This window comes from Parabacteroides chongii (assembly GCF_029581355.1).
GTDB lineage: Bacteria > Bacteroidota > Bacteroidia > Bacteroidales > Tannerellaceae > Parabacteroides > Parabacteroides chongii.
The window spans coordinates 1,257,845-1,274,910 of sequence record NZ_CP120849.1; the positions used below are offsets into that span (position 1 = coordinate 1,257,845).

A 17,066-nucleotide genomic window follows, 5' to 3' on the forward strand; every position below is an offset into this window, starting at 1 on the left:
GATTGTTCAATTATTAAAAAGTAACATTCAAACCGAAATTAAAATTCATTGTCTTAGGATAAGAAAAGAATTCAACTCCTTGTCCTGACATATTCGCAGTTTCAGGATCATAACCGGAATAACCGGTAATCAACAAAAAGTTTTCCAAATTTGCATATACCCGAAGGTTTCTAGCCCCCAATTTATTGGCAAAAGAAGCAGGAACTGTATAACCGACCATTAAATTCTTAAAACGAATGTAAGAAGCATCTTCAATCAGGTCGTCGTCAATCTGCAATTCCTGAGCATTTCCACCGATGGTAGTACGTGGACGTTCTATCATCGTATTTTGATTATCCGGTGTCCAATAATTCAAGATACTCGCATAACTGTTCGCATACCAACCTCTTTGTTCACATACCATACGGGCCAAATTGATTGCCTTATTTCCACTTTTACCTTGAATATCCAAGGTCAAATCAAAATTTTTATACGAGAACGTATTACTAAGACTCATTTCAAAATCCGGATACAGATTTCCTAAAGTAAATCCATCATTCTCATAATCGATCTTTCCGTCATTATTCCGATCTATATACTTCTTATCGCCCGGTTTTTTCCCATAACGAGCTGCCTCTTCTGCCTCATTGGTACCCCATGTTCCAGAACCGTCACGCTTCAAACCATAAACTGTACGCAATGCCTCACCTTCACGAATCAGATTATAATTGATACCGATAAAGCCACCATCCCAAATATCGGAATGGTCATCCGTCAATTTGACTACCTTATTTCGGTTCATACTAAACAACAACGTTGAATACCAATTGAAGTCTTTCCCTTTAATATTATGAGTATTCAATGTAAATTCAAAACCGCGATTTCTGATTTGTCCAATATTAGCCATAACCGAACCATAACCGGTTATATAAGAAACAGGTTTGCCCAGCAACAAATCCTTTGTATCTCTCCAATACCAATCCAATTCAGCCATAATACGGTTATCCAGGAAACCTACATCTACCCCGAAATCATACTGTGTGGTAGTTTCCCATTTCAAATCGGCATTCGGCATTCCTGATTGTACCATACCCTTGCTTATCTCTTTATCTCCAAAAACAACATTGGTATTAGCGATTGTGGCTAATGTAGAATAAGCGCCAATTCCGGCATTACCGGTCTGTCCTATACTTGCACGCAATTTCAAATTAGAGATTGCATTCACATTTTGTAAAAAATCTTCATTTTTTACCACCCACGCCAACGCCATAGACGGGAAGAATGCATAACGATTATTTTTACCAAAAACAGAAGACCCGTCATAACGTCCAGTAGCAGTCAACAAGTACTTACTATCAAATGAATAATTTCCTCTTACATAATAAGAATTCATTCTCCACTCGGTAAAGCTGGAACTCGGTATACCCGCTTTCTCTGCCACTCCCAAATTATTCCATTTGTAGAAATCTGTAACAAAGCCGGTACCGGAACCACCTAAATATTCAGAATAGGCACCATTCCAGGAAGCACCACCCATCAAATTTAATTTATGTTTTCCCCACTGTTTATCCCATGTCAAGAAATTTTCCGACTGCCAATACACATAATGAGTCATTCCAATACTGGCATTTGCTCCGGAAGAGGAAAATTCAATCAAATCCTTCCCTGAATAAAAACGGTCTCTCGCCATTTTGACTTCGGCAGCAACTGTCGACTTAAGAGTCAAACCATCAATAATTTTGATGGAAAGATCTGCATTCCCTAATAAATGTGAGTTGGTATGACGACGATCTATCTCTTTAGCAACTTGTATCGGACCATCTGAACTTGCCCAAAACGGATTCAGATTATCATAATCCAGCACACGTTTACCGGCTGCATTCAAAGCATAGTCTCCATTTTCTTTTTTTGCCGCAGGGAATAAAAAGTCACCAAAGTTTCCATAACTACCATCTGCATAATAATCAGGAACAACTGGGAACATCTCGATCATAGAACGATTCGGAGTTACGCCGCCCACAGCATAGTTATCGATCTGATTCTCTTCTGAATAATTATAATTCAATGAAGTCGACAATGATATATGATCATTTATCTTCGTATCATTCGTCAATTTTGCATTGAAACGAGTATAAAAGTTTTCCAACATAATACCCTGCTCATTCTGATATCCCAGAGACACTGTCGTACGAGATTTCTCAGAACCCGTATTTAATGTCACATGATGACGATGCGAAAAAGCAGTACGTGTAGCAGCATCCTGCCAATCTGTATCATAAAGCGGGTTCCCATTTGTATCAAATAAATTGGGGTTCACCTTATGCCAATCAACCGGTTCGAAACCATCATTCTCAAAAGATTTATTCAATAAAGACATAAACTCTGAAGAGTTCAACAAATCCAGTTTATTCGCCATATGGGCAACCCCCAGATTCATATTATAAGATACAGTCGTACCGCTACTAAACTTACCACGCTTCGTCGTCACAAGGATTACCCCAGCTGCACCACGGGCACCATAGATAGCAATGGAAGAAGCATCTTTTAAAACGTTCATCGACTCTATATCATTCGGGTTTATCAAAGAAATATCTGCCCCCACAACTCCATCGATAACATACAAGGGATCTATTGACGCTTTAATAGATCCTATACCTCTGACAACCACAGATAAATATCCACCCGGACGACTGGAATTGTTATTAACAACCACACCCGCAATCTTTCCACTCAAAGCATCTATAGGATTTACAACTTGCCGCTCAGCTATCTTTTCAGAAGACACATTCCCAACTGAACCGGTTAAATCAGACTTTCTGGCAACACCATATCCAATAACAACAACCTCATCCAAGGCTTCCGCATCTTCCTTTAAGGTGATTTTCAAATTATCACTAGCCTTAATTTCAATCGTTTTGTAACCTATATACGAAATAACTAATGTCGCATTAGGACTAACATCCAAATTAAATTTACCATCCATATCAGTTATGGTTCCTGAAGTGGTACCTTTCACTCCGATATTAACACCAATCAGAGGCTGTCCGCTTTCATCAAGAACAGAACCTCTGATCTGCTTCTTGTTCTGATGAACAACCATGCTACTATTTTCAGCATGTGTACCTTCCAGACAGAAAGGCGACAAAGTAGCTATCAGCATAGCCACACTCATAATTCTTCTTATCATAATTATAGAATTTAAGGAGGTTGCCCCACTTTTGAGGCAACCTGTGTTGTTAAAATTTATACTTTTACCACTCTATATTCAAAGCCATAATTCCTTTAGCAGGAACAGTTATCTGATTTTCTTTATTGGGCAATTTGACCTTTTTACCATTTTCATAGTAATAAATAGATTTAGGCTGTCTTATAGCCCATTGCAAAACAACTTGTTCTTCTTTGTCAGAAAGAGACAACAAACGAATCGTATTGGACTTTCCTTTATTGATTACCTGATAATTAGACAATACAATTTTATCACTACCGTTAATAGAGAAAGCATTTTTAGACCTAAATTCTTTTTGAGTCTGCACAGCAATCAACGGACGATATTGTTCCATCGCAAACCGATTCGAACGAACTACATCATACGCACCGATATGAGGTAAAACACGATATTTATAGCTGATCTTACCATCCTGGCTTAAACGGAAATTCGTATGCCAATGATTATTTAAAGCCCATGAATAAATTACTGAACCGGGTTGGATTTCCCGGATCCATTTCGGAGAACCATCAGCTCCACCAATAATGTTAGCCGTGATGTCTCCGCTTTCAAATGCACATGCATTCATTGAACACCAAGTTATACCTTTATTCTCATTGGATATGTTCAGCCAACGCTGCAAAGTAATCCAGTTTCGGTTTCCAGCCTTCAGCTGGTCTTTTTCCAACTCCATAACTCCCCAAGGAATATTGACTCTGACCTTGCTTTGAGGAACATCAAACGCAAAACCGAAATGAATACCCTCTTTCTCTAAAACGGCCTGCTTGTCAACTACATTATTAAACTCAACACTTGCAGAACCTTTTGTCAGCCGGATCTCACGTGTCAGGCTATTACAACCTTTCGCTTTGGATGTAACAATCAATGAATTGACCAGCTTACCTCTTTCCCCGACGGAAACCTTTATCTCCGTATCTTTTAATGCGCGAGCAGAAGTATTACCTCCTTCCAAATACCGAAAACTATTCAGGGCCGAAAGAGCCTGCGAATCAACAAATTCTTCTCCTTTATATACCAGGTTAATCACGTCTCCTGTTATGGGATCGACAATAACTTTTACAATGCCATTATCCAATGTTGTACCAGACGATTCTGATAAACGATTAGAGTGCGATTCTTTTTTCAATTTGAATGTTTTATTACCCAAGGCCGGAACTTCCTCTGCCATGAATACCAATTCTCCAGTAGATAGCTTTTGAGATACAACATACTTACCATTCGCATCCTGCAACGACTGAAAAGAGTTTGCAATCTCTTTTGATAATGTAACCAATCCGCTTTGTGTCCATGTATTGGTATTGAATACGGTAACAATATCCGAACTTTTATCTTCTATATTATTATAAGCCATCTCCATTACCTGATCGGTCAACTCTTTTGCTTTATCGAAATAACCCAATTTGGTAGCCAAGATATTATCACTGATCGGCTGTTGAGCCGGTGCCATATACGCCCAGGTATGTTCCGTGCTTAAAATAATATTGCGCCATGCTTCCTGAATTAAATTAGTAGGTTCTTCTTTACCTGGTTGTAACATGCTCCATAAAATTTCGGCCTGTACCAACTTGTCTTTTACCTCACGACTTTCTCCTGTCTTTTCCGCACTAGTACCCAGACCGTCCGTCCAGTATTCCGTGTAATCCCCCTGTAAAGTAGGCAATTGGTCTGCATACTTTTCAAAAGCTTGCATCATTTCCGTTGCCGTACAGATTTTCACATGTGGAAAAGCATATTCTTCATTCCAGCTTTTGACGGCATCGGGAAGATCCACATCGATAGGCGTGTTATCGGCCATACACCAAGTCATCGGGAAAACATCATACGGATAATCTTTATCTTTCTCTAGCTTAGGCAACATATCTGCCAAATAAGAATCGATGAAGTTTTCTCTTGGATTATCTGTCTTAACAACAGGAATCAGTTTAGACCGATCGGTTTGCCCTGCCAGTTTAGGCCAGAAATATTTACCCTTAGCCAAAGCACCTGGAGTATAAGCACCTGGTTGTAAGAATAATACTTTCGACTTTCCATCCGGACCTATCCACCAGAAAGGTTTGAAATTCATTTCCGGAGAAAGCCCTGTCCGGTCATAACCGTTAAATAGAGATAAGCAATAGGAAATACCCAATTGATTAGCTGCAGAGACAACTCCCCAGGATACACCGGGTATATCCACCTGAACCATTGTTTTTACCTCTTTACCCGTCTCTTTCTCCATTTTTTTACCGAAAGAGAAGAGTTGCAACAATTCCTCATCACTGCTGGCACTTGTATTTGTACTGACATAACCGGCATCGACAGATATATAGCCTTTCTTTATTGCCTCAATCAGCTTCTTTTTCTTTTCCGGTGATTCGCTATTCAGGTAACGTTCGATCGGCCAGGTGACTTCCGGATTCCAACGGAAACGGGCATCTTCCGGATAATTAGCCGTCTTTTCAGCTAAATCCATCGCTACATCCAGATTTCGTTTATGAATGAACTCCACATTTTCCTGCGTATTTGTATAGCCTATGTCTACATGAGAATGAGGATAAATATAAACAGTCCAATGTCTCATTGCCGGAACGACTACTTCTCGGGATACTTTTTCCCCTTCGATTTGCAAACTGGCAATAATCGTATCGGTTTTCGCCAAACCGATCTGAGGTAATAATAGAACCGGAATAGAATCAGGCCGGGATGCCCGTAACACAGTTGTTTCATTACCTTTCTTTGAGAATATTTCAACTTTTGCACCGGTTATATTCTTATTTCCCCGATAAGTCAAAACGATTTCACGACCAGCCTCTTTATCAGACCGGTATTTATAATGGTTACACACTCGAACATCCAGTAAATCCGGCTGAACAGTTCCTAACGCTGCTGTGCTCCATAAAAGCAACCCTGCAATAAATTGATGTTTCATGGTATTTAATCGGTTAAATTATTTATTATAACTAGAATCCATAAACCATCTGTGCCTAATTGATTTCAATTGGGCTTGTACTCTACCAGAGTACAAAATGATGTAATCTCCTAATACTTCTTGTGAAAATTCCTGACTGAATAAACATACTGTAATAGGAACACGATCTAGCTTTCCAACCAGCATCGTTGTTAAAAATTGTTCTTTTAAAGCCATAATGTATATAGTTTTACTATTTAACCGATTAAAACAATGCAAAGCAAGCAATATTCTTAACTATTATTATTATACTATCATACTATTTTCTTACACAATCTTACGATTACGTTTTTTTATCTCAGAATACAACTTTAATGATATTGTATTCTATCATCAAAAAAGAGCCATATCAAACTCTATATTGAGTAATGATATAACTCTTCTAAACTTGTTAATTATAATCTGTAAGAATATACCTATTGGTTTTAGTCACTCTTTTGTAAAAAAATTTTATTGTTTGGCTTCTTTTCCCATTTCGATCACAATCTTCCCTCCTTTCAATACCTCTTCCTGCGAAATCCGGAAACCATTTACCGGTTTACCGTTCAAGGTAACCGATTGAATATATTTATTCTCTTTGGATGCGCCGGGAGCTTCTATCACGAAAGTCTCGCCGCGGTTATATTTTCCATCCAGCCGGATCGTGATTTTGGGATAGCGCGGAGAAGCCAATTCATAGTACGGCTTTTCAGAACATCCGCCATCCATCTGGAACAAACCGAGAGCACTCATGACAAACCAACTACTCATCTGTCCCAGATCCTCATCCCCCGGATAAGCATCGTAAGGAGTGGTTCCGTAATACTGCTCCTGTATTGCCCGTACCCATTTCTGCGTCAGCCAGGGAGCACCTGCCCAGTTAAAGAGATAGGCAACTTCCATAGAAGTTTCATTTCCGTGGTTGATCGGGAAAGCGGAAAAGTTATCGCCTGCCGCATTAAAGTTGGCATGTGCCGACTGCTCCATCGCTTTATCCAAACGGCTTATAAAACGGTCTTTACCGACCATACCGATCAATTTATTCGGATTATGGGGTACGAACCAGGAATAATTGAAGGCATTTCCTTCGGTAAACCCGGGTGTATGATACGGATCGAAAGGCTCTACCCAATTGCCGTGTTCGTCCTTAGGACGTATAAAACCGGACTTCGGATCAAACAAATTAGACCAATTATTCGAACGTTCATCAAACAGTTTAAAGTCATCGGTCTTTCCCAACACTTTAGCCATCTGTCCCAAACACCAGTCGTCGTAAGCATACTCCATCGTATTGGAGACAGTTCCTTTCCCTGCGGGAATATACCCATATTTCATATAAGGAACCAGGTTCTCAACTCCGACAGTTCCACCACCTTCATACTTTTGAGGAGGTGTTGTCATCATCTTTTTCAGACCGTCATACGCTATATTCAAGTCAAAGTCACGTATACCGCTTTGCCAGGCTCCCAATATCTGGGAGATCGGATGCATGGCAACCATCACACCGGTATGTTCTATCCCGGCAGGATCCGTATTGAACCAACCGCTATTCTGATAAAGCTGAATGGCCGAACGTGCCCACTTGCTGGATATTTCCGGAGCCATCAGATTGAATAACTGTTGATTATTCCAGAATGTATTCCAATATTCACCGCTTACGATACAATCGTCCGTTTTCTCCAACTGCCTGATCCTTTCATCTTCATCCACAAAACGACCGTCGACATCGCTCCAGGTTGCTTTGGCTGCTAACGCGCGGTAAAGGTTGGTATAGAACTTCTTCTTTTGCAGATAATCGTCCGTTTCAATCGCTATTCTTCCCAGGTATTCATCCCAAACGGCACGGGCATTGTTCACTACTTTCTCAAAATCCCATCCGAAAGGATCAGCCAGTTCCTGCTTCAGGTTGTTGCGTGCCCCTGCCATATCTACCAGAGAAACACCGGAACGGACTAAGATTTCTTCGTTCTCTTTCGTCTTATAATTCAGGAATATACCGACATCGCCTTTGCCTTCTATCATGGTGATATTCTGCCTGATTTCCGCAGGGGTTTCAAACTCGTGATTCCTGTTCCATCCGGGGATATAACCGGTTACTGGCTGAACACCTTCATTCACCCATCCGCCCATCAAATCAAAAGGTTTGCTGAACTGGAGGACGAAATACAATGTATAACTCTGCTCCAATGTATATCCGGTAAAAGCATTATAGTAAGTAGCATAACCTTCTATTTCCGTATCGCTGACTTTCGTTACACGGGTATTGACCAGATTATGCGGATACTCGTTAGGAGTGAACATATCGATCAGGATACGCGCGTCTTCCCTGGCAGGGAAAATATATCGTTGTAAAGCTGCACGGCGGGTTGCCGTTATGTCCGCTTGTATCTTCGTATCCGTCATATACACGGAATATTTACCTATTTCTGCCTTTTCCGACGATTTGTCAATCCGCGAACGATAACCCTCATCCGGAAAATCTTCCCTGCCGGGATTAACTTTCAGTTCACCGCAGGTCGGTTGCATCAGAAAGCCGGTCATCGTCCAGTCGCTGAAATGGTTAAAGCCCATGATATTTTCTATAGTATATTCATATCCGGCTTTCCATATCTCGTCCTGGTTATCGGGAGCGATCTGTACCATGCTCAAAGGGAGACTTGGTCCGGGTTTGAACATCCAACGGGAATTGCCCGTACCCATCAGCAAGTCCACATCATCCGAATAGGAATGTAGCGGTTGTGAACTACGGATCACTTCACCTTTATAAATAACATCTTCGCCATCCCGGATTGTAAATAGCAACTTTTCCTGTTTGCCTTTAGCCTGTGCAGCCGGCATCAATATTTCCTGGATACTCTCCCCTACTTCGATCGTACGTGAAACAGGAGCACATCCCTCTACCCCAAAAGTCAACTCCCGGGGTGCATCAAACTGGTTCATATCCACCAAAACCGGCAACATACGTTCTCCATTCTCTTTTTGATATTCAAAAGGTGCAGCTTTTACGGAACGTATCAACGAAGAAGACGCTTTCCCAAGTTGTACAGAAACCGGTGTTTCCAACCGGATACAATCGAAAATAGCCCATGTGCCTTTTATGGTTCCCAATTGGATCTTATTCATACCGGGAGTAAGCCATGAAGAGGGGAATTGTATATGTATCTCTTTCGCTTTTCCTGTTCCCTTATTTTCCAAAAACTCCGAAACATTCTCCCCGTTCAGTTCTTCTTCGAACCGATGACCGTTGATCTCAACCCGTATTTTGATCGGCTTACTATTATGTGCACCGGTGAAAAAGAAAGTAAGAGAACACTCCCCTTTTCCAGCAACTTTGTTCAGATTGAAATAGATAGAAGGGAAATGTCTCGGATGAAATCCGGCCCAGTATCCACCGCCTGCCCAGCCATCCAACGGACCCGGCAAAACATACGGCCAGTGTTTTTCAGGAGTAGAATATCCTACATAAAAAGATTTCTCTCCCCCGAAGTTCGCCAGAAAACTTTTGTAATTATCGGGATAGAGGGCAAACTCCGCAGCGGAATTGTCCTGCTTTCCTATTTCGAAAAGGACTTTATTTCCTCCGTATATACCGGGAGGCGATAGAAGAATAAAAAGAATTAAGAATAGATGTTTCATGATCTTTAGCTTTATTTCAAATTAACACTCATGGTTTCCTGGCAATATTAACCGGAGCCATCCAGTCTAACAGATTACAAAATAAAAACAACCATCAGTACCACGCAATAGCAAATAGCTGTTTATTCCGTGGATTATTAATGTTTTCTGTATACAATAGTTAATCTATCCGTTCGATCGTGAAACGATAAGTTAACGATCCCTCATTCCACATACGGAAATTTGTATTCCAAAGATTATTACTCAGATTAAAATGAATACCGCCCTTTTTGTCGGGGTATTCCAATGAGTAGTTTATACCTCTCGCCTCACCTACATTAACCAGGAAAGCGGCTTCACTCCATATGCGGATGGTTCCGGATGAAGTCACCAAATCCACATAACGGTCGATACCGTGCTGCTGACGATTCCCTTTTTCTACCACATCGAACAGATCGACACGCTCACCGACTTTCTCTGCTACGATCGAAAGAATATCATCCGTATTAAAAGACAACCAATAGGCCTCCGGCAAGCGGACCGCAGGTTTATCTTTTATAGTCAAAGTGACTTCCGCTTTCTTTCCATTCTTATATTCCAACACATCCACATACATCTTTTCAGGATATACCCGCCGGTCAACTTCAGGACGCTCCGGGAAAACAAGCTCATTCACCGTCCGTATTCCTTTCTTCTCTTTACGAACCTCCTGCCTGATGGTCTGTGCAGGGAGAGAGACACTTATGGCTTTCGATTTATCCAGTTCCGGTTTACCTATATCAGCCAAAGCCCATCCATAATGAGCACGCAAGTAGTTATCCAGATAATGCTGATAATCAGCGGCATCATACATTTGATATGATAATCCTTCTATCTTCAAAATGTCATTTTTCAATACAGCAGCTTGCCAAGGCGTTGAAGCCACCGATTGGGATTTCTCCGTAAATGAAGGAACAACCGGCTCGTCAATCTCTTTCATTTTGGCCAACGCCTCTACCTGCAAATTCTGAGGCAGGTATTGAATCGCATTATAAATATAATCATCCAATTCCTTCCACGATGCTTCCGCTTTCCGGAAAGGTGCGGTAGAACGAGCCGGTAAGAAAAGATCCGTATCATATTTGTCCCAATTATGAAGATGTGTTTTCACATCAACACCCTGTGTATGTTCGGCTATCAATCCTAGTTCCAAAGCAAAATCAAGTGCCGCATCGCTGTTCTTGTCGATTTTCTTTTCACGCAACCACTGAGAATAGAGTTCGGACAACGCCCTGAATTTTGCCATTCGTATCGGAGCACTTCCATAACCGTAAATCCAGGTATCCCCTATTTCTGATGTAACTACCGGTAACTGGTCCTGCATAGCAATCAGCTCTTCCGCTATTTCATTGAAAGAAGAGGCTATCAAACGGGCTTTCGGATAACGTTTATGCAAATCGGCATAAATTGCCTTCACTTTTTCATAGGGGTGAGGTCCATGATTATCTCCGGTAAAATTAATCGAGATTACCGCTTTTCCTCCCGGAAGTATATTCTCCGAGCCATAATCCTGCTGATAGACCAGAATCAATTCACTGCCATCCGTATCTCTCCAACGGCAAAACTCAGGTACGGAAGGAATGGGACAAGCCGGATTTACGCCTATATGCAGAAAACGAATACCGGCACGGCTCATCGGAGCCACAATACTACGTGTATGCCCCGGTACATCCGTCATCTTGGCAGCAATCGTTTTCTTTCCGTACTTTTCATCCAGCTTATGTGACAAAAGCAGGCAAGTCTCAAACAAATCCCGATTCATCGATTCCGACTCGACGGTATAAGGCACTGAATTCCAAACAATGTCCCCTCGCCGGATAGCCGTTTCCAAACGTTCCACTTCTTTGGGCGATGCCGTATGGAGGTATTTCCAGATCAACCATGCTCCCGTTGTCCAAACATATTTTTCACTAGCATTCTCTGCACGTAACTTTTCCGATACATCCAATGCCTTCGGTATAAATTCCGTTATATAACGCTGGGTTACCACGGAACTCAAATCGGTAAAACCGACATCCAGATGCGTTTTGAAAACAACATACACTTTCTCGACAGATGTATTTATTTCCTGTCCATTGAGCTGGACTATTCCCAAAGATATAATTAAGAGAGAAATTAAAATTCGTTTCATGTGTAAATGATAATTATATTCATAAAAAAACAGCATACAGAAACTATAAATAGCAGAATATATTTTCTGAGATCTATCGATGTACCCTGTATGCTGTTCCGATTTCAACAATCAATCTCTAAAATACCAATTCATATTAGTATCCGGGATTTTGCTTAATTTTCCCCTGAGATTCATCTATGATATTCTGTGGAATAGGGAATAACACCATATGTGGTTGAGCAGTCGTATATCCTTCTTCATGAGCTGTAGAAATTAACTTGTCATGACGAATCAAATCCCGACGGCGATGCCCTTCACAGAATAACTCCCTGCCTCTTTCATCCAGAATGAAATCACGGAATGCCTCTTTACTCGCAGTAGCAGCTGCCGGTATGGAGTTAGACAAACCTACCCGGGCACGAATCTGTTCTACATAAGAAATTGCTTCTGCCGTAGGACCATTTTGTTCATTTATAGCCTCTGCCAACTCCAGTAAGACATCCGCATAACGATGAACAACGACATCGTTTCCTGAATACTCGGTTGTTTGCTTTGGATCTTCGGGATATTTTATTGGAAGAGCACCTTTCTTCAAGTGTTCGAAATTATCACGAGTAGCCAACACAGAGTCCGTAGCCCCTTCAGGCAAATATTTAAACTCTCCGACCAAAGAATTTAAACGGTCATCCCCCTTTTCATATTTATCGTAAAAACTCCATGGAGTATTATGAACATACCACCGCTGAATTTTATTGTTTGCCAAAGGATATCCCGGAGGAACAATATGTGTTAACCACATATTACCCTCTCCTCCTTCTGCAAGACAAGGTATAGCCCATATAATCTCATTATTCTTTGCATTCTCAACTGAGAAAACAGAAGAATAGCTCGGCTGCAAATCATATCCCAGCTTCGTAATCTCCCGGCAAGCGGCTTCAGCATCCTGCCAACGCTTTTCCTGCATGTACAATTTCACCAATATGGCATAGGCTGCCCCTTTCGTAAAACGCCCCCAGTCGTTTGCAGCATAAGTTGACGGTAAAACAGACGCTGCACTCTTCAAATCACTTTCTATCAATTTAACAAATTCCTCTTTAGAAAGACGTTCAAGAATAACTTCATTTTCCGGATTTCGAAGTATTTCCGGATCGGTGACCACTCCTGCTGTACCATAAAAATCGTACAACATGAACATATACTGCCCCCTAGCACATTGTACTTGGGCTATCAGTTCATTTTTACGATCCTCATTCATCGGAGTACGTTGCAAATCATCCATTAAAAGAGTAGCCCGACTCACATGTTTAATGAAGTTTGTATAATGCTTCGTTACATTACTCTCTGTTGATGACCATAAAAAACGTTCAACGACCTCCAGGTCATTTCTTGTTAATCCCATCTCATCCGTAACCAAATTGGATTCCATAAAATAACTAGCCACATGAGCACTAAATATACTACCGCTCCAACCGGCTATAAACGGACGATATATAGCTGTTACTGCCGCACGGGCATCGTCTTCGTTCTGGAAATAGTTTTCCGGAATAATTTTATCATTCACAACTGGATCCAAATCCAAACAAGATGTTAGCCCTAAAGAACAAACAGCCAATAATGATATCGCATTTTTTAAAATAAGTCTTTTCATATTCTATAATTATCAGAAAGTTATATCTACACCAAATGAAACTGTCAATTGAGTCGGATAGGCAGCCATGCCATCCATTTCAGGATCCACACCGCTATACTTTGTAATAACGAATGGGTTTTGAACATCTCCGTAAACACGAAGATTCTGTATAACCTTATCCAGATTTTTAATCTTAGGCAATGTATATCCTAATGTGATATTCTTACAACGCAGGAAGTTTGCGTTCTCCAGCCAGAAATCAGAACTCCGATCGTACGGATTCATTATACTGGTCGGATATTTACCAGTCTGATTATCATGAGCCCAACGATCTCTTACGGCCGTAGCCATATTCACGCCGTTCTTCAGGAACCAGGAACGTTTCAGATACCAGTCGTAAGCCGGGTTTTCCAATTGTCTGCCAAAATAACCATAGAAGAATATATTCAGGTCAAAACCTTTATAAGCAAAGGTATTACCAAAGCCCAGATAGAACTTGGATGTTTTTGTTCCCAGGTAAATAACATCCGCATCGTCCAGCTTACCGTCCGGTCCTTCCACTAAGTTTCCGTCTTCATCACGTCCGTTCAAATCCTTATACTTGATCATACCAGGCTTGGCATTCGGCATATGAGGCAATTTGCATGTACCGTCCGGATTCATATCGCCCGGCTGTACCAAACCATCAGAAATATACAGATAGTAGGAATTCAACATATCCTTTTCATTCTCATAAATCGCTTTTTTCCATTGGGGATTTCTTTCCAGCCAACGGTCACGATACAAAGAGAACACGACATCTGTCGACCAGGAAAACTCACCGATCAGATTACGGGAAGTAATACCCAATTCAAAACCTTTACTGCCCTTCGCTCCGATATTAGCCATCACCGAACTGATCGGATTATATTGCATCAATTCTTTTTTGTCCAGCAAATCATCCACACGGCGGGTAAAGAATTCCATAGAACCGGTAATCCTATTCTGGAGAAATCCGAAATCAAGACCCACATTCAATTCAGTCGTAGTCTCCCATTTCAAATTAGGATTTGCCAGCTGGCTTTGTGCCACACCGACAGACTGCTGGTCGCCAAAGTTGTAATTATCCCCTGTAGAATAGAGAGCCAATGCATTATTTCCAATATTCGAGTTACCGGTTTGTCCCAGGCTGACACGCCATTTCAAATCAGAAACAATCTGTTGTTCCGACATAAATTGTTCATTGATCATACGCCATGCCAAAGCTACGGAAGGGAAATATCCCCATTTATGGTTTTCCGCAAACTTAGAAGATGCATCACCACGCATAGTGGCAGAAATCAAATAACGGTCAGCATAATTATAATTCAAGCGGGCAAAAACAGATCCCAGCACTTCTTCATTATCAAACGAACCGACAGACGGTTTCGTATTTTCACCGGCAGCCAGGTTATTCCATTTAAAAGCATCCGTAATAAAACGGCTGTTACCCGCATTGAAACCATTTGAATTAAAATGCTGATAAGAATAGCCGGCCATTGCAGAAAAATTATGTATTTCATTAAATGTTTTTGTATAAGAAGCTGTCAAATCAAATAATTTACTTGAACGGTTCGAATACGATTTAGAAGCCTCACCACCAGCCTTTTGTCCATACAATGTGGTTTTAGGCACATATGTATTACGTTCACCTTTCTCCTGCTGGAAACCGGCATTCATTTTCAGATCCAACCCTTCGAACGGGGTAACGATCAAATAGAAGTTTCCTAATAGCTGGTTAACCGTACTTTCATCCGTCATATCCAACAGAGAAACGGCATTTGCCAAATACGGCTGATCCGGGTCCAAGGTATAATTTCCCTCATCATCATAAATCGGAAGAGACGGGTTTGCATTCATCGCAGCTCTGATAACTCCGGCATTCTCATTTTGCCCACTACCTAATGCCACGTTATCGCTTTTCACCTGACTAACATTGAAATTAATACCGGTTTTAATATATTTACCTAACTTCTGATCGAAATTAGCACGACCGGAATAACGCTGAATACCATTATTCTTAACTACTCCCTGATGATCATAATAATTTCCGGAAATATAATAAGAAGTCTTGTCCGTACCTCCGGTCAACGACAAATTGTGCTGTGTAATGACACCGTTTCTTTCCACGGCTCCCAGCCAATCCGTTGTCTGGGCATTTGCTATCTGATCATTCGAGTATTTCGGACTAAAAGGAGCCACCGCAGACGGATCGGTGTTTCCATAAACTCCTAATTTGTTTTCCGACAAATAATCTTCATAAAGAACCCGGTTTGTTTCTGTCATAAAGCCTTGTGCATCCAACATATCAATCTGTTTGACTCTCTTTTGAAAAGAGACGGAACCGGAATACTGTACTTTCGGCTTTTCACCTTGTTTTCCCCGTTTTGTTGTGATCAATACAACACCATTGGCAGCCCGGGCTCCATAGATAGCAGTTGCAGATGCATCTTTCAGAATTTCAATGGAAGCTATATCTGCCGGATTCAAATTATTCAGAGGTGATTTACTCCCTGATTCATATCTGTTACCACTTCCCGGCTCCATGTTTTCCGTAGATATAGGGAAACCGTCGATTACATAAAGAGGTCCGCTATTCCCGGCACCACCGGACGCATTACCACGGATCTGCATCCAAACACCTCCACCGGGTTGTGCACTTTGTAAAGAGACTTGCATACCGGCAGCCTTCCCAGTCAGCATCTGTCCTAAAGACATATTCCCGGCCTGGGGTAAATCGTCTGCTTTAACCTGAGTGATTGCGCCGGTCAGGTTACTTTTCTTAACCGTACCGTAACCGATCACCACAACTTCCTCAAGGCTCTTTGTATCTTCTTTCATACTTACATTAATGATAGCCTTGTCTTTAACGGTCACTTCCTGAGTCAAATATCCGATATAAGAGAACTGAAGGACTGCATTAGACGGAACTTCCAACGTATAGTTACCATCCAGATCTGTCGTAGTTCCCTGTACGGTGCCTTTAACCAGGATATTAGCACCGATGATCGGCTCACCATTCATATCGGTAATAACCCCCGAAACTTTTCTGGTCTGTTGTGGTCCGGTCAGGCTAGTTTTATCCGTATCTACCCTGCGAAGAGAAATATAGTTTTTTGAGAACTCATACGTAATACCTAAATTTCTCAACGTTTTATCAAGTACTTCGGAGATCGGTTTATTACGGGCATCGACTTTCACTTTCTGTTGTAAATCAATGTCATTCTCCCCATATACAAAAAGATAATTTGTTTGTTGCTCGATCTCATTGATCAGTTTATCCAATGAGATTGATTTCTCTGCAATTGTGATCCGAATATTCTGCGAATTAGAGATCGTTGCGTGAGTACTAAGGATACCCACAAGAATTAAAAAGACGGATAATCTCATAATACGAATAAGATGCTTAATTTCAATATCTTTAATAAAGTCAACGAATAGCAATAAGTTTTTTTTCATAACTTTGCTTCTAATTTAAAGTTAATACTGTTTTTATCTGAGTGCAAAAAAGAAAGAATAG

Annotated in this window: 7 protein-coding genes; all 7 read right to left on the reverse strand. The window is 41.1% G+C overall.

Annotated features, from left to right (window positions below; translation table 11 throughout):
- Nucleotides 1-13: 13 nt before the first annotated feature.
- Complete coding sequence (locus P3L47_RS05055) at nucleotides 14-3,166, reverse strand: SusC/RagA family TonB-linked outer membrane protein (RefSeq protein ID WP_277782888.1); 3,153 nt, start codon at nucleotides 3,164-3,166, stop codon at nucleotides 14-16.
- A gap of 64 nt (nucleotides 3,167-3,230) precedes the next feature.
- On the reverse strand, nucleotides 3,231-6,113 hold the full coding sequence (locus P3L47_RS05060; protein WP_277782889.1) for a glycoside hydrolase family 38 N-terminal domain-containing protein: 2,883 nt from the start codon (nucleotides 6,111-6,113) through the stop codon (nucleotides 3,231-3,233).
- An 18-nt stretch (nucleotides 6,114-6,131) separates the two neighbouring features.
- Entirely contained in the window at nucleotides 6,132-6,329 is a 198-nt protein-coding gene (locus P3L47_RS05065; RefSeq protein WP_277782890.1) for a hypothetical protein, read from the reverse strand.
- A gap of 273 nt (nucleotides 6,330-6,602) precedes the next feature.
- The gene (locus tag P3L47_RS05070; RefSeq protein WP_277782891.1) at nucleotides 6,603-9,767 is read right to left on the reverse strand and encodes a GH92 family glycosyl hydrolase; all 3,165 of its coding nucleotides are present in this window, start codon (nucleotides 9,765-9,767) and stop codon (nucleotides 6,603-6,605) included.
- Between the two features lie 160 nt (nucleotides 9,768-9,927).
- A complete protein-coding gene (locus tag P3L47_RS05075; RefSeq protein ID WP_277782892.1) occupies nucleotides 9,928-11,916 on the reverse strand; it encodes a DUF5054 domain-containing protein in 1,989 nt (662 codons plus the stop codon).
- 136 nt (nucleotides 11,917-12,052) lie between these two features.
- Nucleotides 12,053-13,546, reverse strand: coding sequence for a RagB/SusD family nutrient uptake outer membrane protein (locus tag P3L47_RS05080; RefSeq protein WP_277782893.1), 1,494 nt, complete (start codon nucleotides 13,544-13,546; stop codon nucleotides 12,053-12,055).
- Between the two features lie 12 nt (nucleotides 13,547-13,558).
- The gene (locus tag P3L47_RS05085; RefSeq protein ID WP_277782894.1) at nucleotides 13,559-17,005 is read right to left on the reverse strand and encodes a TonB-dependent receptor; all 3,447 of its coding nucleotides are present in this window, start codon (nucleotides 17,003-17,005) and stop codon (nucleotides 13,559-13,561) included.
- Nucleotides 17,006-17,066 lie beyond the last annotated feature (61 nt).